At 73.5% G+C, this 18467-nt stretch carries 17 protein-coding genes; 13 read left to right on the top strand and 4 right to left on the bottom strand.

Going from position 1 to position 18467, the window contains the following annotated elements:
• Window positions 1-10 precede the first annotated feature (10 nt).
• Window positions 11-1012: an acyl-CoA dehydrogenase family protein gene (locus QTQ03_RS03285; protein WP_289276656.1), complete on the top strand. Its 1002-nt coding sequence runs from the start codon at window positions 11-13 to the stop codon at window positions 1010-1012.
• Between the two features lie 118 nt (window positions 1013-1130).
• Here QTQ03_RS03285 and QTQ03_RS03290 read toward each other — a convergent pair whose 3' ends face one another.
• The 4 genes from QTQ03_RS03290 to QTQ03_RS03305 are packed head-to-tail and all read right to left on the bottom strand — an operon-like array spanning window position 1131 to window position 8386.
• Window positions 1131-5081, bottom strand: a complete 3951-nt coding sequence (locus tag QTQ03_RS03290; protein ID WP_289276657.1) for a non-ribosomal peptide synthetase — start codon at window positions 5079-5081, stop codon at window positions 1131-1133.
• 55 nt (window positions 5082-5136) lie between these two features.
• Complete coding sequence (locus QTQ03_RS03295; protein ID WP_289276658.1) at window positions 5137-5367, bottom strand: acyl carrier protein; 231 nt, start codon at window positions 5365-5367, stop codon at window positions 5137-5139.
• Window positions 5368-5396: 29 nt separating this feature from the next.
• Window positions 5397-6791: an NAD(P)/FAD-dependent oxidoreductase gene (locus QTQ03_RS03300; RefSeq protein ID WP_289276659.1), complete on the bottom strand. Its 1395-nt coding sequence runs from the start codon at window positions 6789-6791 to the stop codon at window positions 5397-5399.
• On the bottom strand, window positions 6788-8386 hold the full coding sequence (locus QTQ03_RS03305; RefSeq protein ID WP_289276660.1) for a (2,3-dihydroxybenzoyl)adenylate synthase: 1599 nt from the start codon (window positions 8384-8386) through the stop codon (window positions 6788-6790). Before QTQ03_RS03305 ends, QTQ03_RS03300 begins: the two co-directional genes overlap by 4 nt.
• A 174-nt stretch (window positions 8387-8560) precedes the next feature.
• Here QTQ03_RS03305 and QTQ03_RS03310 point away from each other — a divergent pair, with 174 nt between their 5' ends.
• The 12 genes from QTQ03_RS03310 to QTQ03_RS03365 all read left to right on the top strand — a co-directional run bounded on the left by QTQ03_RS03310 (window position 8561) and on the right by QTQ03_RS03365 (window position 18460).
• Window positions 8561-8758, top strand: a complete 198-nt coding sequence (locus tag QTQ03_RS03310; RefSeq protein WP_289276661.1) for a ferredoxin — start codon at window positions 8561-8563, stop codon at window positions 8756-8758.
• Between the two features lie 3 nt (window positions 8759-8761).
• Complete coding sequence (locus tag QTQ03_RS03315) at window positions 8762-9913, top strand: steroid 3-ketoacyl-CoA thiolase (protein ID WP_289276662.1); 1152 nt, start codon at window positions 8762-8764, stop codon at window positions 9911-9913.
• A gap of 5 nt (window positions 9914-9918) precedes the next feature.
• Window positions 9919-11157 (top strand): CaiB/BaiF CoA transferase family protein, encoded by a 1239-nt coding sequence (locus QTQ03_RS03320; RefSeq protein ID WP_289276663.1) that lies wholly within the window; start codon window positions 9919-9921, stop codon window positions 11155-11157.
• A 99-nt stretch (window positions 11158-11256) separates the two neighbouring features.
• Window positions 11257-11997 carry a 3-oxoacyl-[acyl-carrier-protein] reductase gene (gene fabG, locus QTQ03_RS03325; RefSeq protein ID WP_289276664.1) on the top strand — a complete coding sequence of 247 codons (741 nt, stop codon included), beginning with the start codon at window positions 11257-11259 and terminating at the stop codon, window positions 11995-11997.
• Window positions 11994-12422 (top strand): 3-hydroxyacyl-ACP dehydratase FabZ family protein, encoded by a 429-nt coding sequence (locus QTQ03_RS03330; protein ID WP_289276665.1) that lies wholly within the window; start codon window positions 11994-11996, stop codon window positions 12420-12422. Before fabG ends, QTQ03_RS03330 begins: the two co-directional genes overlap by 4 nt.
• Window positions 12415-13005 (top strand): 3-hydroxyacyl-ACP dehydratase FabZ family protein, encoded by a 591-nt coding sequence (locus tag QTQ03_RS03335; RefSeq protein ID WP_289276666.1) that lies wholly within the window; start codon window positions 12415-12417, stop codon window positions 13003-13005. The genes QTQ03_RS03330 and QTQ03_RS03335 overlap by 8 nt, the downstream gene beginning before the upstream one ends.
• Window positions 13002-13256, top strand: coding sequence for an acyl carrier protein (locus QTQ03_RS03340; RefSeq protein ID WP_289276667.1), 255 nt, complete (start codon window positions 13002-13004; stop codon window positions 13254-13256). Before QTQ03_RS03335 ends, QTQ03_RS03340 begins: the two co-directional genes overlap by 4 nt.
• A 4-nt stretch (window positions 13257-13260) precedes the next feature.
• A complete protein-coding gene (locus QTQ03_RS03345) occupies window positions 13261-14466 on the top strand; it encodes a beta-ketoacyl-[acyl-carrier-protein] synthase family protein (protein WP_289276668.1) in 1206 nt (401 codons plus the stop codon).
• Window positions 14463-15617: a beta-ketoacyl synthase N-terminal-like domain-containing protein gene (locus tag QTQ03_RS03350; protein WP_289276669.1), complete on the top strand. Its 1155-nt coding sequence runs from the start codon at window positions 14463-14465 to the stop codon at window positions 15615-15617. Before QTQ03_RS03345 ends, QTQ03_RS03350 begins: the two co-directional genes overlap by 4 nt.
• Complete coding sequence (locus tag QTQ03_RS03355) at window positions 15595-16710, top strand: beta-ketoacyl synthase N-terminal-like domain-containing protein (protein ID WP_289276670.1); 1116 nt, start codon at window positions 15595-15597, stop codon at window positions 16708-16710. The genes QTQ03_RS03350 and QTQ03_RS03355 overlap by 23 nt, the downstream gene beginning before the upstream one ends.
• On the top strand, window positions 16707-17675 hold the full coding sequence (locus tag QTQ03_RS03360; protein ID WP_289276671.1) for a beta-ketoacyl synthase N-terminal-like domain-containing protein: 969 nt from the start codon (window positions 16707-16709) through the stop codon (window positions 17673-17675). Before QTQ03_RS03355 ends, QTQ03_RS03360 begins: the two co-directional genes overlap by 4 nt.
• Complete coding sequence (locus tag QTQ03_RS03365; RefSeq protein WP_289276672.1) at window positions 17672-18460, top strand: alpha/beta fold hydrolase; 789 nt, start codon at window positions 17672-17674, stop codon at window positions 18458-18460. The genes QTQ03_RS03360 and QTQ03_RS03365 overlap by 4 nt, the downstream gene beginning before the upstream one ends.
• The last annotated feature ends 7 nt before the right edge of the window (window positions 18461-18467 follow it).

Genomic DNA, 18467 nt, shown 5'->3' on the forward strand with positions numbered 1-18467 from the left:
TGTACCGACCATGAGCAACTCTGCCAAGGTGCTGGATCGAGCGGATCGTATCGCCGAGGAGGTGCTGTTTCCGGCGGCGGAGACGGTCGACGCCTCCGACACGGTCCCGATCGCCCACCTCGACCTGCTCGCCGAGGAGGGCTTCTACGGCCTTGCCGGGCCGCCTGCGTTCAGCGACATGTCCGCCGAGGACACCACCACTGCCGCCCGGGCCCTCGAACTCATCGCCAGCGGCTGCCTCACCACCGCTTTCGTCTGGGCCCAGCACCACAGCGCGGTGATGGCGGCGACAAGAAGCCAGCGTCCCGGTATCCCGCAGGAGTGGCTGGAGCCGCTGTGCCGCGGCGTGCGCCGGGCCGGACTGGCCATCGCCGCCACCCGGCCCGGCCCAGCGGCGGTCCGCGCCGAGGCGGTCGACGGGGGTTACGTGCTGCACGGCGTCGCCCCCTGGGTGACCGGCTGGGGCCTGGTCGACACCCTGTTCACCGCCGCGCGGGACGCATCGGACACGCTGGTCTGGTCCCTGCTCGACGCCAAGGAGAGCGACACCCTGACGGTCGCCCCGATCGACATGGTGGCGGTGGCCGCGAGCCGCACGGTGCAGGTGACCTTCACCGGGCACTTCGTCCCCGAACAGCGCGTCACCGGCACCGTCCCGCACGAGGTCTACCTGCGGAACGACCCGGCGACGCTGCGCTTCAACGGGTCGCTGCCACTGGGCGTGGCGACCCGCTGCGCCCGGCTGATCGGCGCCAGCCCGCTCGACGAGGCCGTCGACGCGTGCCGGGCGACGCTCGACGCGGCCGGGCCGGAGCGGCTGCCGTCGGCGCGGGCCGCGGCGTCGGCGCTCGCGCTGCGGGCCGCCGGACTCTGCGCCACCACCACCGGTAGCGCGGCCGTGCTGCGGAACCGGCCCGCCGAGCGGCTCATGCGGGAGGCGCTGTTCCTGCTGGTCTTCGGCAGCCGGCCGGCCATCCGCGCGGACCTGCTCGACCGCCTGCACCGGTCCTGACCGGTCACCCGCTGCCCACCACGCGACACCTCCACCGCCGGGATTGCGAACTCGCAGCCGGGTCGCGATCCCGGAAGGGAGGCGCCGTGCGGTGGGCCGCGGCCGGAGCGGCCGTCGGTCAGTGGCCGGCCAGCGCCCCGGCGACGGCGGCGGCGACCGCCGCCACACCGGCGGGATCGGCCACCGCGAAGTGGTCTCCCGGTACGGTACGACGGCTGGCCCACCCGCCCTCGGGCAGCCGGTCCCGCAGCGGCACCAGATAGCCGCCGGCCGCGCCGGCCAACCCCCCGGTGGCCTCCAGCAGGTGCACGGTGAGCCCGGGGGCGTCGGGCACGTCGTAGCGCACCAGGGCCCGGGTGTGCGCGGCGAAGACGCCGAACAGCCGGACGGCCGTGTCGAAATCGAGCGAGGCCAGCTCTGCCCGAGGGGCCACCGTGGGCCAGACCCGGCGCAGTGCCTCCTCGGCGCTCACCCGCGGATCGACCGACACGTCCCGGGTGACGTCGCCACGGGTGACGTCGGTGAGGAACGCCCGGACCAGCTCGTCGGCGGTGGGTTCGCCGGCCGCGGCCGGCCCCACCCACGGATCGACGAGAACCGCCACGCAGTCTCGACCGTCCGCGGTGAGCAGCCGCCCCATCTCGTACGCGAGTACGGCACCGAGGGACCAGCCGACCAACCGCACCGGGCCCTCCGCCGGCAGCGCCGGCAGCAGGTCCGCGAGGTGCTGCCGGGCCAGCCCGGTCAGGGTCGGCGGCGCCAGGGAACCGCTGATCAGAGCCGGTGCGGCGACGCCGAGCAGTGACCAGTCGGCCCGCAACAGATCCACCAACCCCCGGTAGCAGAGCAGGTCACCGCCAACCGGGTGGATCAGCACCACCGGCGGACCGTCGCCCGGCGCGAGTTCCTGCACCGCACCCGCCGCGGGGCGTCCGGCGTCGAGCAGCCGGCCGAGCCCGGCCACCGTGCTGTGCTGGTAGAGGGCGGCCAGCGGCAGTCGGGCGCCGAACTCCCGTTCCACCCGGTTCATCAGCTGCGCGGCCTGCAGAGAACTACCGCCCAGGGCGAAGAATCCGTCGTCGACGCCGATCCTGGGCTGGTCGAGCAGGCTGGACCAGAGGGCGACCAGCAGGTGCTCGGTGGGTGTGCGGGCGGCCTGGAACTCTCCGGCGGCCGGGGCGAGACCCGCGGCGGCGGCGGTCAGCGCGGCCCGGTCGACCTTGCCGTTGGTGGTCAGTGGGAGCGTCTCGCGGATCTCGATGACCGGCGGAACCAGGTAGCCGGGCAGCGTCGTCCCGAGCCCGTCGCGCAGCGTGTCGGCGAAGCCGGGGACGGCATCGGCACAGGTGACGAAGGCCACCAGTGACGCGCCGCGCTCGTCCCGGCGGGCGACCACCACCGCGTCGTCGACTCCGGGCTGGTCGACCAGGGCGGCCTCGATCTCACCCAGTTCCACCCGGAAGCCGTTGATCTTTACCTGCGGGTCGTCCCGGCCGAGGAACTCGATCACCCCGTCCGGCCAGTACCGGCCGAGGTCGCCGGTGCGGTAGAGCCGTTCGCCGGTAACCGGATGGTCGACGAACGACGCGGCGGTCAGCTCCGGGGCGCCGAGGTAGCCGTCGGCCAGGCCCCGGCCGGCGATGTACAGCTCGCCGGGAACCCAGTCGGGGCGGTCGGCCAGCCGCCGATCCAGGACGTGGAAGCGCTGATTGCGCATCGGCCAGCCGTACGGCACGCTGGTCCAGTCCGCCGGCGGCCGGGCCGGCACGTCGTACCAGTTGGACCAGATCGACGCCTCGGTGGCGCCGCCCAACGCGACGCAACGCGCGGCGGGGGCGATCTCGGCGAGGTCCCGGCCCAACGGCAGCGGCACCCAGTCCCCGCTGACCATCGCCAGCCGCAGGTCTCCGGGCCGTGCGCGGCCCGGCACCGACCGGACGAAGTCGACGAACATCGCCAGGTAGGCGGGCACGGAGTTCCACACGGTCACCTGTGCCCGGCTGGCCAGCTCGTGCAGGTGGACGACCTCCCGGGCCTGGTCGGCGTCCGGCACGACCACTGCCCCGCCGACGGCGAGCAGACCGAACACGTCGTAGACCGACAGGTCGAAGGTGAACTCGGAAACGGCCAGGACACGGTCGGCGGCGGTGACGCCGAACCGGTCGTTGACGTCCAGGATGGTGTTGGCGGCACTCTGATGTCGGATCATCACGCCCTTGGGGCGGCCGGTGGTGCCGGAGGTGAAGATGACGTACGCCAACGCCTCCGGGTCGTCCGCCGCCTCGGCGTCCGGCAGGTCACCGGCCGGCAGCTCGTCCAGGCGCAGCCGCGTCGCGTCGTCGGGGGCGCCGGCCGCGCCGTCGTCGGTCGCCGACAGCACCGCGCGGACCGCCGCGCCGGCCAGGATCTGCGCCCGTCGCCGTGCCGGCCAACCAGGAGAGACCGGCACGTACGCCGCGCCGGCCATCAGCACGCCGAGCTGGGCGGCGATCTGGTCGACACCCCGCTCGGCGACCACCGCGACCCGGTCGCCCCCGCCCCGCCCGGCGGCACGAAGCGCGGCGGCGACCACACCGGCTCGGGCCCGCAACCGACCGTACGTGGTGTGGCCGCTCGAGGTTATGACGGCGGTGGCGTCCGGCTCGCGCCGTGCCCGGGTCAGGAACATCCCGTGCAGGGTCCGCGGGGCGACCTCGGCGGCGGTGTCGTTGACCCGAGCTCGCACCGCGAGCTGCCCGCCCGGGGTCAGCCCGTCACCGCGGGTCGCGCCCCACGCGGAGTCGTCGGTGGCCAGCGCGACCAGCAGCCGTTGGTACGCGGCGAACATGTCGTCGACCAGTCCCGGCGGGTAGAGGCCGTCGGCGGTGTCCCAGCTGAACACCATCTCGCCGGCCCGCATGTAGACCTGGTGGTCGAAGGCGACCTGCGGGGTGCGTACCAGCGACTCCAGCCGCCGCCAGCCGAGCAGCTCCAAGAAGACCGGGTCGGTGTCCGAGCCGATGCCGAGCATGCTGGTGAACACCACCGGCATCCGCGCGCCGTTGACCGTGCCGGAACGGCGGTTCAACTCGCGGATCACCGCCACTCCGCCGAACGCGCCGTGGGTGAAGTCCCGCATCATCCGGCCGCGCAGCGCCGTCGCGTCCGCCGCGAAGTCCGCCTGGTCGGGGGCCGGGGAGCACTCCAGCAGCAGGGTGCTGGCGAAGCTGCCGATCAGGTGGGACACGTCCGGGTGCAGCTCCTGCCGCTCGCCGTACATCACGTTGACGGTGAAGCGCTCGTGCCGGCTCCAGTGCCGCAGCACCCGGGCGAAGGCGGCGGCCACCGCCATCGTCGGGGTCAGCCGGCGTCGCCGCAGCGCCGTGTTGAACGCCGCGGTCTGCTCGGTCGTCAGGGCGAAGGTGCGTCGCACCAGTGCGCCCTCGTGCCGCCCGCCGCGGCGCAGCGGCAGCTCGGGTGCGCCGGGCAGGTCGTCGATCCGGTCCAGCCAGTAGCTCCGGGCCCGCGCGTACTCCGGGCTGTCGCGGCGCTCGTCGAGCTGCCGGCGGTACTCGGCGTAGGTGAACTCCAGCGGCGGCAGGGTGCCGCCGGCCAGCAGGGTCCGCAGCTCCTGGGCGAAAACCTCCCCGGACTGGCCGTCGAAGACCATCAGCCGGCCGGCCATCTGCACCCGAAACTCACCGTCGAGCCGCCAGAGCACCATGGTGAAGGCGGCCGGGCCGGACAGCGGCGGGCCGGCGGACCACAGCTCGTGCCGGCTCTCGGCCAGCAGCTGCGCGCACCGCGCCGGCGCCGCACCGCGCAGCGAACGCACCGTCAGCGGCGCCGGCGGGTCGTCCAGGAGCCGCACCAGGCCCGTCTCGTCGACCGCGCACCGCAGCATCGGATGCCGGCGGACCAGGGTCCGCACGGCCGCCGTGAACGCGGCGATATCGAACGGCGGGCAGGCGTACTCCTCGTAGAACAGCGCCGGGCCGCCGAGCTGGAAGTCGCCCAGCTCGCCGATCAGGTACGCCTGTTGCAGGTCGCTGAGGCCGAAGCCGTCGCGGACTTCGGTGAGCTGGTCCATCGTGCTCCTCGGTCGGGCGGGCGTGGGGGTCACCGGGCACGGGCCGCGCGGCGCCTCAGCCGACGGCGAGCTGGTCCCGCACCGCGGCGAGCAACTCCGCGGGCGTGGGGCGCTCGAAGACCTCGAACAGCGGCAGCGAGACGCCGAACTCCTCCGCGACGTGGTGCACGAGGGCGGCGGCGGCCATCGAGTCGCCGTCGAGGTCGGTGAAGAAGTCGGAGTCGTCGGTGACCGTCTGCTGGAAGATGTACTCCCAGACCTTGCACATCCGCTGCCGGTCGTCCACGCCAGCCTCCTCGTCGCGTAGGGGTTGGATCACACGATGGCGCGCAGGGCCAGTCGGGCCAGGGGAGCGGCCCGGTCGGTGCGGTGCTCGTAGCGGTCGGCTCCGGTCGCCGCGGCGCTGACGCCCCGCACCCCGATGAACCGCAGCGGCTCCGGCTCCCACCGGCGTGACGCGTTGTCCACCCAGCACAGCCGGGTCTCCGGTCGGTTGATCCCGACGACCAGCGCGGCGAGGGAGCGGGCGGCGAGGTTACTCAGGGCGATGCCCTCGCCGCCGTAGCCGCCGGCGTGGCCCAACCCGCTGCCCCGGTCGTAGACCACCTCCGGCTCCGTGTGCCGGTGCAGACCGTAGACGCCGCTCCAGTGGTGCGACACCGGTACGTCGGCTATCTCCGGGAGCAGCTCGGCCAGGGTACGGCGGAGCCGGTCGTGGGCCTTCCGCCGGGCCGCGTCGCCGCGGGTGATGCCGGACCCGAACCGGTAGTAGGCGCCTCGCCCGCCGAGCACCAGCCGGTCGTCCTGGGTGCGTTGCAGATAGCCGAACTGGTAGCGGGACTCGGCGACGGTTTGGTAGTCGGTCCAGCCCAGCTGCTGCCAGGTCGCGGCGTCCAGCGGTTCGGTCGCCAGCACGTACGAGTGCAGCGGCAGGACACGGCGTCCGTGCCCGGCCAGCCGTCCGGTGTAGCCCTCGGTGGCGCAGAGCACGGACCGGGCCCGGATGGTGCCGGAGTCGGTCGTCACCTGGCCGGGGCCGATCGCCAGCGCGCGGGTGTGCTCGGCGACCCGCACCCCCCGGCGCTCGACCGCGGCGAGCAGCCCGCGTGCGATCCGGGCCGGCTGCACGGTGACGCAGTGCGGGGTGAAGGCGGTCGCCCGGACGCCGGTCAGCCCCGTCCGCTCGGCGGCCTCCGGTCCCTCGGTGAGGGTGAGCCCGCCGATGCCCAGCTTCTGCCGCACCTCGTGCCAGCCGCGCAGCCGGTCGACCTGCGGGGCGCTGCGGGCCACGTACAGCGAGCCGTCGTGCCGCCAGTGCGCGTCGATCCCCTCGGCGGTGAGCACCCGGTGGATCTCGTCGAGGGCGCGCTGGCCGGCCCGGTACAGCCGCATCGCGGCCATCGGCCCGTGCCGGCGGACCAGGCTCATCAGCAGTGCCGGCATCTCCGCGGTGCACCAGCCGCCGTTGCGGCCGGAGGCGCCGAAGCCGGCCTGTCCGGCGTCGATCACCACCACGGACAGCTCAGGGCGGAAGGTGGTCAGGTAGTACGCGGTCCACAGACCGGTGTAGCCGGCGCCGACGACGGCGACGTCGGCGGTGGTGTCACCGTCCAGCGGTGGGCGGGGGATGCGCTGCTCGGCGGGAAGCCCCTCGAGCCAGAGCACCTGCTGCTCGTCGGTGGCCGCAGTGGCCGACGGCGGGCGGGTCATGCCGCACCGGCGCGGTCGCGGGCCAACGCCCGGCGGTCGATCTTGCCGACCGGCGTGTACGGCAACGCCGCCGTCACGTGCAACCAGTCCGGCAGTTTGAACTCGGCCAGCCCTCTCTCGCGCAGGAAGGCGCGTACCTCGGCGAGGCTGGGCGGCGCGTCCCGGGCGACGACCACGGCGCACGTCTTTTCGCCGAGGCGGGAATCCGGCACCGGCACGACGGCCGCCGTCCGGACTGCCGGATGGGCCAGCAGGTGCGCCTCGACCTCGTCGACGGAGACCTTCTCCCCACCTCGGTTGATCACGTCCTTGATTCGGCCGACCACCACCAGCCGTCCCTCGGTGTCGCGGCGTACCAGGTCGCCGGTACGCAGGAAACCGTCGGCGGTGAACACCGTTCGGTTGTGTTCGGGCACGGCGTAGTAACCGCGCAGCGTGCACGGGCCGCGGGCCAGTAGCTCGCCGACCTCGCCGGCGGCGACGTCCCGGTCGGTGTCGTCGACGACCCGCAGCTCGTCGGCGGGGCTGAGCGGGGTGCCCTGGGTGGTCGCGGCGACCTCGTCGCCGTCGTCCGGTCGGGTGAAGCAGAGGACGCCTTCGGCCATGCCGAACCAGTGGGTCAGGGTCGCGCCGGTGGCGGGGCGGACCCGGCGGGCCACCTCGGGGCTGAGTGTGGCGCCGCCGACCTCGATGACCAGCCGCGACAGGTCGGCGCCGAAGATCCCGGCGGTTTCCACCCAGACCGGCAGCAGCGCCGGCATCAGCGTGGTCAGGGTGACGGATTCGGTCGAGACGAGCGGGAAAACCTCGTCCGGGGCCGGGCTGGCGGCGAGTACGGCGCGCCCGCCCGCGCGTAGCGCTCCCAGCACCCCGGGGCAGCCCAGCGCCGCGTTGTGCGCCACCGGCAGGGCAGCCAGGTAGGCGCCCTGCTCGTCGAACCTCATCGCCTCGGCGGTGGCTCGTAGCTGGAAGGCATAGTCGTCGTGGGTCCGCGGGATCAACTTGGGTAGGCCGGTGGTGCCGCCGGAGAGCAGGAAGAACGCCACCTCGGACGGGTCGGGGGCGGGCAGGTCCACCGGGCCGGCGTCAACGTCGGCCAGCGGGGTCAGCTCCTGCGCCTCGCCGGCGACGAGGAGGTGTTTGACGCCGGGCACCGCCGACCGCACGGCGCGGGCCAAATCCCGGTGGTCGGTGCCGGCCAGCAGGTCCGGCACCACCAGGGCGACCGCGCCGGAATACTCCGCGAGGTAGACCAGCTCGGACCGGCGGTGGGCGGGCAACGCGAGCACCGGCAGGGCACCGATCCGGAAAAGCGCCACACACGTCACGACGAAGTCCGGCGTGTTCGGTAGCTGGACGACGACCCGGTCGCCGGCCCGGATACCCAGTCCGACCAGTCCGGCCGCCAGCCGGTCGGCGCGCCGGTCCAGTTCGGCGTAGCTGTGCCGGCCGGTGCGGGTGACCACGGCGGTCCGGTCGGGGTCGCGGGCCGCCCAGGGACGTAGCAGGTCCCCCAGCACCTCGCCGCGCCAGATGCCGTCGCGCCGGTAGCGCTGCGCGAACTCGTCGGGCCAGGGGACGCATCCGGTCAGCATGGTCGGCCTCCAGAGTGCCGGGCGGGGAAGCGCCCGCCGGGGCGGACCTGGCCGACGCTATGCGACGTGTCTTGGTCCGCACAAGTGTCTGTTGCTTCTAGCGTCGGAAAATCCACATACTTCATCTATCGTGGTCGTGCCCCAGGCCAACCCAACACAAGCGGTGGGAGACACATGATGCGGATAGTCGTGGACTACGACCGGTGCGACAGTCACGGGGTCTGCGCCGACCAGGCCCCCGAGGTGTTCGAGATCCGGGACGACGACCTGATGTACGTGCTGGTCGAGCGGCCCTCCGAGGAGCAGCTGCCGCTGGTGGAAACGGCGGTACGGGGTTGTCCCAAGCTCGCCCTGTCGCTGCGGGAGAAGTGACCCATGCCAGAAGCTGTCATCGTCGCCGCGGCGCGAACCCCGATCGGTCGACGCAACGGTTGGCTCAGCGGTCTCAAGGCGGTGGAACTGCTCCGTACCGTGCAGCGCGAGGTGCTCGACCGGGCGGGGCTGCCGCCGTCCGAGGTGGATCAGATCATCGGCGGCTGTGTCACCCAGGTTGGCGAGCAGAGCCTGAACGTCACCCGTAACGCCTGGTTGAGCACCGGCCTGGACCCTGAGGTGGCCTGCTCCACGGTCGACGCCTCCTGCGGGTCGGCGCAACAGGCCAACCACCTGGTTGCCGCGTTGATCACCGCCGGCGCCATCGACGTGGGGATCGCCTGCGGGGTGGAGTCGATGTCCCGGGTGCCGGTGGGCACCAACCTCTACCAGGGGCCCGGGCACTACAAGACCGAGGACTACCCGTGGGACGACCCGCCGAAGGCGCAGTTCGGCGGGGCGGAGCGGATAGCCGCGAAGTACGGCGTGGACCGCGCCGCCGCCGACGCGTACGGCGTGCTGTCCCAGCACCGCGCGGCCCTGGCCTGGGAGCGGGGGTACTTCGACCGGGAGGTCGTCGCGGTCCACGCCCCCGACGACGAGGGCGGCGTCCGGGAGGTGACCCGGGACCAGGGGCTGCGGGACACGACGCCGGAGGGCCTGGCCGGGCTGCGGCCGACGGTGGACGGCGGGGTACACACCGCCGGTACGACGTCGCAGATCTCCGACGGCGCGGCGGCGATCCTGTGGATGTCGGCCGAGCGCGCCGCGGCGCTCGGGCTGCGCCCCCGGGCCCGGCTGCGGCACCAGGTGGTCACCGGCAGCGATCCGTACCTGCTGCTGGAGGGGCCGGTCGTGGCGACGCGCAAGATCCTCGACCGGTCCGGGCTGGGCCTCGACGCCCTCGACGTCGTCGAGATCAACGAGGCCTTCGCCGCCGTCGTGCTCGGCTGGCTGGCCGCGAACGGCGCCGACGCCGAGCGGGTCAACGTCAACGGCGGCGCGATCGCCCTCGGCCACCCGCTGGGCGCCTCCGGGACCCGACTGCTGGTCAGCGCCCTGCACGAACTCGAACGCACCGACCGGGAACTGGCCCTGGTGACGATGTGCTGCGGCGGCGCGCTCGGCACCGCCTCGATCCTGCAGCGGATGTGACCCGCATGGCCACCGAACTTCACCGGGACGCCGGGGACTTCTACCGGGACGCCCGCGACGACCTGGCCGGGCCGCTGGACGGCGTCCGGGTGCTCGACGTGACCAAGGTGTGGTCGGGCCCGCTGGCCTCCGCCGTCCTGGCCGACCTCGGGGCCGACGTCGTGCGGGTGGAGCTGCCGCACGGTCGCGACGGCGAGGTGCCGCCCCGGATCCCGGGCACCGGCCTGTCCTGGTTCCGGCAGACCGTCAACCGCAACAAGCGCAGCGTCGGGCTCGACCTGCGCCGGCCCGAGGGGCGGGAGAGCTTCCTGCGGCTGGTCGCCACCGCCGACGTGGTGGTGGAGAACTACAGGCCCGGGACGCTGGACGGCTGGGGGGTGGGCTGGGCGCAGTGCCGGGCGGTCCGGCCCGACCTGGTGTTCGTCTCGATCTCCGGATGGGGCCAGTTCGGTTCCCGCCGGGCGGAGGCCGCGTACGACCCGGTCATCCAGGCGGCCTCCGGCTGGATGGCGCTCAACGGTGCCCCACAGGGAGGCCCGGTGCGGGCGCCGACGTTCCTCGCCGACGAACTGGCCGGTCTGCACGGTGCGCTCGGCGCGCTCGCGGCGCTGTGGCACCGGCAGCGGACTGGTGAGGGACAACACGTCGACGTGGCGATGTTCGACACCATGGTCGCCGGGAGCGCGGGCCTGCACACCCTCGCCGCGGCGGGCCGGCCGCCGCGGCGCTGGGGCAACCAGACCGACTTCGTGGTGCCGGCGAACGTCTACCCCTGCGTTGACGGGCAGGTCTACCTGGCCGTCGCGTTGGACCGGCACTGGCGGGAACTGGCCGAGGCGATGAGTCGGCCGGAGCTGGCCCGGGCGGAGGGCTTCGCCCGTGCCGCCGACCGGTTGGCCAACCGTGTCGAGGTGGACGCGGTCATCGCGCAATGGTGCGCCGCCCGGCCCGCCGACGAGGTGGTCGCCGCCTTGGTGCGGCGGGGTCTGACGGTGTCGAGGGTACGCACCGTCGCTGAGGTGGCCGCCGACCCGTACCTGGCCGAGCGGGCGATGTTGCAGCCCACCCCGCTGTGTGACGGCAGCACCGCCCCGATCGTGGGGCCGGCGGCGAAGTTCTCCCGGACCCCGACCCGGGTCCGGCGCGGGGCGCCCGCGCCCGGCGCGGACACCGCGCAGGTGTTCGCCGAACTCCCCACGGCGAGCACCGAATGCCCAAAGCAAACATACGACACCGCTTGCTGACGGGTGTGCCGATGGTTCAGTATGTTGACCCGGGGGGCAATACAACACACCCGTCATGCGGCACGTCGTGTCGTGTGCGTCCGGCAGGAGAGGTTGGGCATGTCCACTCAGCTCCGAGCTCTGGTGACCGGCGTCTCGCGTGGCATCGGCCGGGCGATCGCCCTGCGCCTCGCCGCGCAGGGCTACGCGGTCGCCGGCTGCTACAGCACCGGCGGCGAGGCAGCAGCCAAGACCCAGGCGGAGGTGGCGGCGTTCGGGGTGCCGGTGCACTTCGCCGCGTGTGACGTGTCCGACCTGGCCGCGGTCGACGAGTTCGTCGGCACCGCCGAGGAGCAGCTCGGCCCGATCGACTGCCTGGTGAACAACGCCGGGATCACCCGGGACAGCCCGTTGGTGCTGGCCACGGAGCAGGACTGGCAGGCGGTGCTGTCGACCAACCTGACCGGCACCTGGAACCTCTGCCGGGCGATGACGTTCCGCTTCATGAAGCGCCGCGCCGGAGCGGTGGTCAACATGTCCTCGGTGGCCGGCGTCTACGGCAACGCCGGACAGACCGCGTACGCGGCCAGCAAGGCTGGCATCATCGGGCTGAGTCGATCGCTGGCCAAGGAGGTCGCCAGACACGGCGTCCGGGTCAACGTGGTGGCCCCCGGCTTCATCGAGACGGACATGACCGACGCCCTGGCGGGGAAGCTGCGTGACCAGGCGCTCAGCCAGATACCGCTGGGTCGCTTCGGCCGTCCGGAGGACGTCGCGGAGCTGGTTGCCTTCCTCTGCTCGGACAGCGCCGGCTACATCACCGGGCAGGTCTTCCAGGTCGACGGGGGGATCACGCTGTGAGTGCCCCGACCACGACCCGGCCCTGCCCACCGGGGGCCGCACCGTTGGCCGCTTTCGACGACATCGAGGTCGGCGCCGACGGACCGCAGGTCGACGTGGTGGTGGGTGTGCCGATCCGCGCCGACGACCCGAACCTGTGTGGGCACTTCCCCGGCTTCCCGGTGTTCCCCGGGGTGTTCATCATCGAGGCGCTGGCGCAGGCCGTGGACGTGGCGCTGCGGACCCCCGGGCAGCCCCGCCTGCGGTTGGTCTCGGTCGACGCGGTGCGTTTCCTCGCCCCGCTGCTGCCGCCGGACCGGTTGACCCTGCGCGTCGTCGCAACCGCCGACGGGCCGGACGGCTGGTCGGTCACCGCGTCGGGATGCCGCGCCGACGAGACCACGGCGGTGACCATCCGAGCCCGCTTCGGAGACGGCGATGCTTGACCACCACCAGATCCGCGCGCTGCTACCGCAGCGCTATCCGCTGTTGCTGGTCGACCGGGTGCTCAGCATGACCCCGGGTACCCGCATCGAGGCGGTCAAGGCGGTCACCGGGACCGAGTCCTGCTACCGCGATCTGACCGACGCCGCCCCGCCCGGTGACTACGCCTATCCGGCCTCGCTCGTGGTGGAGTCGCTCGGGCAGACGGCGGCCCTGCTCTGGCTCGCCGGCGCCGACCCGCCGGTCGGTGACGACCAGGTGCTGATGTTCGTCGGCGCGCGGGACGTCCGCTTCGACGGCGCCGCCTTCCCGGGCGACGTGCTCCGGCACACCGTCCACCTCGAACGGGTGATCGCCGACACCGCCTTCGCCACCGGCGAGACGTACGTCGGTGACCGACGCGTCGCGTACGTCGGCACCCTCATGGCCGCCCGACGTCCGCGAACGGCGCTCGCCGCGCCGGCCCTGGCCGGCGCCACGACCGCCACCCCGGGGCCACCGGTGTCCCCACAGCTCGGGAGCCATCCCGGTGCGGGGCGTTCCGGGCTCCGTCATCCCTCCGTTGGAAAGGCTGACCTGTCATGACGCAGACCGACCCCCGTATGGCCGAACTTCGCGACATCGTGGCGGAGGTGCTGGAGCTCGAGCCCGAGGAACTCACCGAAACCGGCGACTTCGTCGAGGACTACGAGGCCGACTCGCTGCGCGCCATCGAGATCCTTGCCCGGATCGACAAGAAGTTCAAGATCGAGATTCCGCAGTCGGAGCTGCCGCAGCTGAACACCCTCAAGGCGGTCTACGACGCGGTGGTGCGGCATTCAGCTGGCGGGGCCTGAGCCCGTGAACCGGGTCGTGGTGACCGGGCTCGGCCCGGTGTCCAGCATCGGAATCGGAGTGTCCGCGTTCACCGACGGCCTGCGCACGGGCCGGTCGGGCATCTCCCCGATCAGCAGTTTCGACGCCAGTGGCTTCCCACACCGCAACGCCGGAGAGGTACCCGACTTCCAGCCGGAACGGTCGCTGCGCCGGGTCGACCCGGCACGGTGGGGCCGGTCCAGCCAGTTCGCGGCCGCGGCCGCGCGACTGGCCCTGGCCGACTCCGGCCTCGACCCGGCCTCGGTCGAGGCCGATCGGGCCGGGGCGGTCGTGGGGACCACCAGCGGGGAGTCGGTCGTGGTCGAGGCAGTCACCGCCCAGCAGGTGGAGGGCGGCTTCGGCCACATGGACCCCGACCTGCTCGGCCAGGTCACGGCCGGTCGGCTCGCCCACGCGGTGAACACCGAGCTGGAGCTGACCGGGGAGTCCCTCACCCTGGCCACCGCCTGCTCGGCGAGCAACTACGCGATCGGTTACGCCTACGACATGCTGGCCACCGGTGAGGCCGATGTGATGTTCGCCGGCGGTGCGGACTCGGTGTGCCGCTGGGCGCATGCCGGCTTCTACCGGCTGGGCGCGCTCACCGCGGACGCCTGCTCACCGTTCGACCGGGACCGTTCCGGCATCCTCACCGGCGAGGGCGGAGCGATCCTGATGCTGGAGAACCTGGACCACGCCCGGGACCGGGGCGCGCGGATCTACGCAGAGGTGCTCGGGTACGGGCTCAATTGCGACGCCAACCACCCGGTCGCGCCGGACCGGACCAGCATCGCCGAGTGCATGCGGGTGGCGCACCGCAACGCCTCGATCAAACCCGAGGACGTGGACTACATCTGCGCCCACGGCACCGGGACTCCGGCCAACGACTCGGTGGAGGCGCAGGCCATCTTCGACGTGTTCGGCGACCGGGTGCCTCCGGTCAGCTCGATCAAGTCGATGATCGGCCACACCATGGGGGCGGCCAGCGGGTTCGGTGCGATCGCCGGGACCCTCGCCATCGCACACGGGTTCCTGCCACCGACCATCAACTGGTCGACCCCCGACCCGGCGTTGGACCGGCTGGATCCGGTGCCGAACACCGCCCGGCAGGCCGCCGTCCGGGTGGTGCAGAACAACGGTTTCGCCTTCGGCGGCAACAACGCCATCGTCCTGATCGGAGCCGTGGAATGACGGGCGTCGTGATCACCGGGTGGGGCACGGTAAGCCCGGCCGGTGTGGGGCGTGCCGCGCTGGCGGACCGGCTGGCCGGAGCGCAGGTCGTGGTGACCGCGACCAACGGCCGCACGGTGCTGGCGGAGCCGGCTCCGGCCGCCCCGGTGGAGGTGACCACGCTGGTCGACGAGCCGCTGCCCACCCCGACCGGGCAGGCCCGGGTCGACTTCGACGTCCGCGCCCATCTCGGGCGCAAGGGCACCAGCTTCTACGACCGGGCCACCGCTCTGGCGGTGGTGGCCTGCGGCGACGCCCTACGGGACGCGCAGGCCGACGTGAACGACACCAACCGGGCCCGGCTGGGGGTGGTGCTCGGCACCTCGCTGGGCAGCTTCCAGTCCACCAGCAGCTACACCCGGGACACCCTGGTCCAGGAAAAGCCGTACCAGGTCAATCCGGTGCTGTTCCCGAACACGGTGATGAACTGTGCCGCGGGCCAGGCCGCCATCCGGTACGGGTTGCGGGGGGTGAACGCCACGGTGGCCACCGGCCCGCTGGCCTTCCTCGATGCCCTGCGCTACGGCAGCAACGCCATCGCCTGCGGATACGTCGACGCGATGCTGGTGGGAGCGGTCGAGGAGTTCAGCCCGCACCGCGCCTGGATGACCTCGTTGACCGGGCGCCCCGGGCAGCACGTGCCGACCGGTGAGGCGGCCACGGTGTTCCTGCTGACCCGGACCGTCCGGCCAGACTGGACCGGCCCGCGTCCGGAGGCCGAGATCCTCGCTCTCACCACGGCGTACGGGCCGGGCGGCGGTGCGGCTGCGGACCGGGCGCTGGCCGGCTGCGTCCGGCGCGCGGTGCGGCGGGCCAGGGTAGACCCGGCCGAGGTCACCGCCGTGCTGACCGGCGAGACGGGGCCGGACGACACCGACGAGTACGCCCCGGCCTGCGCGGCTCTCGGCCGCGAGCCGACCCGGCTGCGGGTCAGCCGCCTCTTCGGCCGGTGCGACGCCGCCGCCGGAGGCCTGGCCCTGGCCACCTTCCTCGCCGCCGCACCGGCCGAGGCCGCCCCGAATCTGACTCTGCTGACCGCCCGCAGCCCGGACGGCGGCACCGCCGCCGCCATCGTCAGGGGGTGGTCCGGTGCCGGCGCGTCTGGTCGCTAGCGAGGTGCGGACCTGCCTCGGTGACGGGGCGGAAACCTTCGCCGCGCTGCTGGCCGGACGCAGCGGGCTCGGGCCGCTGCGACACGGCGACCCGGCGGCGCTGAACGTCGCTCACGGCTACCACATCGACGACGGCGGCGCGCGGGCGTGGGCCGCGAGCCGGTGGCTCGCGGACTGCGCCCGCCGAGCCGTCGCCGCCAGCGGCATCGACCCGGCCGCGCGTCGGATGGTCGCGTTGGTCGGTACGGGTCTGCGGGAACTGGCCGCGGTGGAAACCCTCGCCATCGGCGGCCCACGGTTCCCGCTCCACCGGCTGCACTTCGGCGATGTCCTCCGGGAGGCGGTGCCGGGGCTGCGGACGGTGCTGACGCTGAGCAACGCCTGTAGTGCCGGCGGGCACGCCCTGGCCCTCGCCGAGGACCAACTGACGCTCGGGGAAGCCGACGCGGTGCTGGTCTGCGGAACCGACGCCACCACCGAGTCGATGTTGGCGATGATCGGCCGGGTCGCCGACCAACCCACCGACGCGGTGCGTCCGTTCGACGCCGATCGGCAGGGGGTGCTGCTCGGCGACGGGGCCGCCGCCGCGGTTCTGGTACCCGACGACGACGCCCGGCCGGCCGTGGCCAGGATCGTCGCGACCGGCCTGTCCTGCGACGCCCACCACGAGACCGCGCCCTCGGTGACGGGGATCGGTCGCGCCATGCGGGACGCGCTGATTCGCGCCGGCCGCGTCGCGGGCGAGGTGGACCTGGTGGTGGCGCATGGTACCGGCACCGCTCTCAACGACCCCGCCGAGTGCGCGGCCCTGCGGCAGGTACTCGTCGAGGCCGGCGGTGATCCGGTCGTCACCGCCGTGAAGGGGGCCGTCGGGCACACCTCCGGCGCCGCCGCCATGGTCAACCTCGACGTGGCCGGGCGCTGCCTGGCCAGCGGTCAGGTGCCGCCGGTGGTCGGGCTGCGTCGGCCGCTGGCCGACGGGTGCGGGCTGCGCTTCGCCACCGGGCCGACGGCGCTGACCCCCAGGCTGGTGCAGTCCGAGGCCTTCGGCTTCGGTGGCGTCAACGCGGTCACTCTGGTGGAGTCCGCGTGAGTTACCCGGCCTCAGACCACCGTCGTCAAGCGGCCGGCACCGCCCCGACCGGCGACGCGGTTCCCGCGCCCGGTGCCGGGCCCGCCGGCGTTCGGCTGGCCGGATGGGCGGTCCACCTGCCCGACTCGGACGGACTCGCCGTCGACCTGGCCGACTGGTCGGGGGTCGCCGCGCAGCCACTGGTCGAGGCGCTCAGCGGCGCGGTACCAGCCGACCGGGCGCGCGAGGTGCTGGGCCCCAAGGGGCTGCTGGCCAAGGAGCCGGCCACCCGGCTGGCGCTCTGTGCCGTCCACCGGGCCCTCGGTCTGCCGCGGGGACGTCCCGCGCCGGTGGAGGTCGATCCCGATGTGGCCGTGGTGGTCGCGGGTAACCTCGGCAATGTCGCCACGGTCGCCGACCTGATCCGGACGGTGCGCACCGACGGCGGTCGCGCGGTCAGCCCGCTGACCGCGCCGAACGCCTCCAGCAACGTGGTCGCCAGCACCATCGCCCTCTGGTACGGCTTCGGCGGCCCGAACCTGATGATCTGCTCCGGGGCCACCGCCGGTCTGGACGCCGTCCACGCCGCCGCCCTGCTGCTGCGCGCCCGCCGGGCCACGCGGGTGATCGTGGTGGGTGTCGAGCCGGCCGACGAGGTTGCCACCGACCTGCACCGGGCGGGCCGCCCTGCTGTTCCGCTGCGCGCCGGGGCGGCCTGCCTGGTGCTCACGGCTGAGCCGGCGGTTGCGGAGCCGGCCGTGTGGCCGGAGACGGGTTCCCCCGCGCCGCGCCGTCTCGGGCCGGAGGGCTTCGACCCGGTCGCCGGTTGGGGCGACTGCTACGGCGCGGCCGGGGTGGTCAACGTCGCGCTGGCGGCGACCCTGCTGGCCGCCGGTATGCCCGGTCCGGTGACCGTCGGGTGCGGTGACGACGTCGACGGCCGAAGGGCCGTCCGGCTCGACGAGGGGCGGAGGGTGGATCGGTGACCAGTGGAGCGCCGCCGGTGCACGAGTTGAGCCCGGGGTCACCCGGAGGGGACCTGGTGGTGCTGGCCCACGGGCTGGAGGACTCGTGGGAGTCGTGGCGGCCACTCGCCCGTGCCTTCGACCCCCGTTGGCGGGTGCTGGTCTTGGACCTGCCCTGGCGGCCCGGGAACGACTACCGGTGGCGCCGGCAGGAGTCCGCGGCCGGCTGGCTGGCGGCCGGGCTACAGCGGTTGCCCCGGCCACCGGACACCATCGTGGCGCATTCCTTCGGGGCCAACGCGACACTGGAGCTGATGGCCGCCGGTCGCTCGTCGGCCCGGGCGGCGGTGCTGATCTGCCCGCTGTACTGCCCGCCGGAACAGCCGATCACCTGGCAGGTCTTCGACCGGGCCCGGCGTACCTTCGACCGGCACATCCGGGACGGCCTGCGGCTGCGGCTGGGCCGGCGGCTCCGGACGTTGGACGAGGCCGTGCTGGACGGCATGATCGCCAAAGCGATCGACCGGATCGGACCGGCCGGCTTCCTCACCGTCTTCGACCAGTTCGTCGGCAGCGGCACCCTGGCCCTGACCACGGTCACCACTCCCACGCTGATCCTGGCCGGCGGCGCCGACCCGACCCTGTCCCCGGCGGCGGCGGCGACGCTGGGCCGGGACATGCCCCGGGCGACCCTGCTGGTGCACGAGCACTACGACCACTTCTGCCACGTTCGCCACGCCGCCGAGGTCGCCGAGCAGGCCACCCGGTTCATCGGTGCGGCGGGCCGGGTGGCGGTACGTCCCTGACGGAGGA

The sequence above is a fragment of the Micromonospora sp. WMMA1363 genome (assembly GCF_030345795.1).
Lineage (GTDB): Bacteria > Actinomycetota > Actinomycetes > Mycobacteriales > Micromonosporaceae > Micromonospora.

What these genes read in the sequence shown, in the direction of transcription:
- QTQ03_RS03285 (WP_289276656.1), top strand. Translation starts at nt 11, where the DNA reads ATGAGCAACTCTGCCAAGGTGCTGGATCGAGCGGATCGTATCGCCGAG.
- QTQ03_RS03305 (WP_289276660.1), bottom strand. Translation starts at nt 8,386, where the DNA reads ATGCTGACCGGATGCGTCCCCTGGCCCGACGAGTTCGCGCAGCGCTAC.
- QTQ03_RS03290 (WP_289276657.1), bottom strand. Translation starts at nt 5,081, where the DNA reads ATGGACCAGCTCACCGAAGTCCGCGACGGCTTCGGCCTCAGCGACCTG.
- QTQ03_RS03350 (WP_289276669.1), top strand. Translation starts at nt 14,463, where the DNA reads ATGACGGGCGTCGTGATCACCGGGTGGGGCACGGTAAGCCCGGCCGGT.
- QTQ03_RS03340 (WP_289276667.1), top strand. Translation starts at nt 13,002, where the DNA reads ATGACGCAGACCGACCCCCGTATGGCCGAACTTCGCGACATCGTGGCG.
- QTQ03_RS03335 (WP_289276666.1), top strand. Translation starts at nt 12,415, where the DNA reads ATGCTTGACCACCACCAGATCCGCGCGCTGCTACCGCAGCGCTATCCG.
- QTQ03_RS03300 (WP_289276659.1), bottom strand. Translation starts at nt 6,791, where the DNA reads ATGACCCGCCCGCCGTCGGCCACTGCGGCCACCGACGAGCAGCAGGTG.
- QTQ03_RS03310 (WP_289276661.1), top strand. Translation starts at nt 8,561, where the DNA reads ATGATGCGGATAGTCGTGGACTACGACCGGTGCGACAGTCACGGGGTC.
- QTQ03_RS03315 (WP_289276662.1), top strand. Translation starts at nt 8,762, where the DNA reads ATGCCAGAAGCTGTCATCGTCGCCGCGGCGCGAACCCCGATCGGTCGA.
- fabG (WP_289276664.1), top strand. Translation starts at nt 11,257, where the DNA reads ATGTCCACTCAGCTCCGAGCTCTGGTGACCGGCGTCTCGCGTGGCATC.
- QTQ03_RS03320 (WP_289276663.1), top strand. Translation starts at nt 9,919, where the DNA reads ATGGCCACCGAACTTCACCGGGACGCCGGGGACTTCTACCGGGACGCC.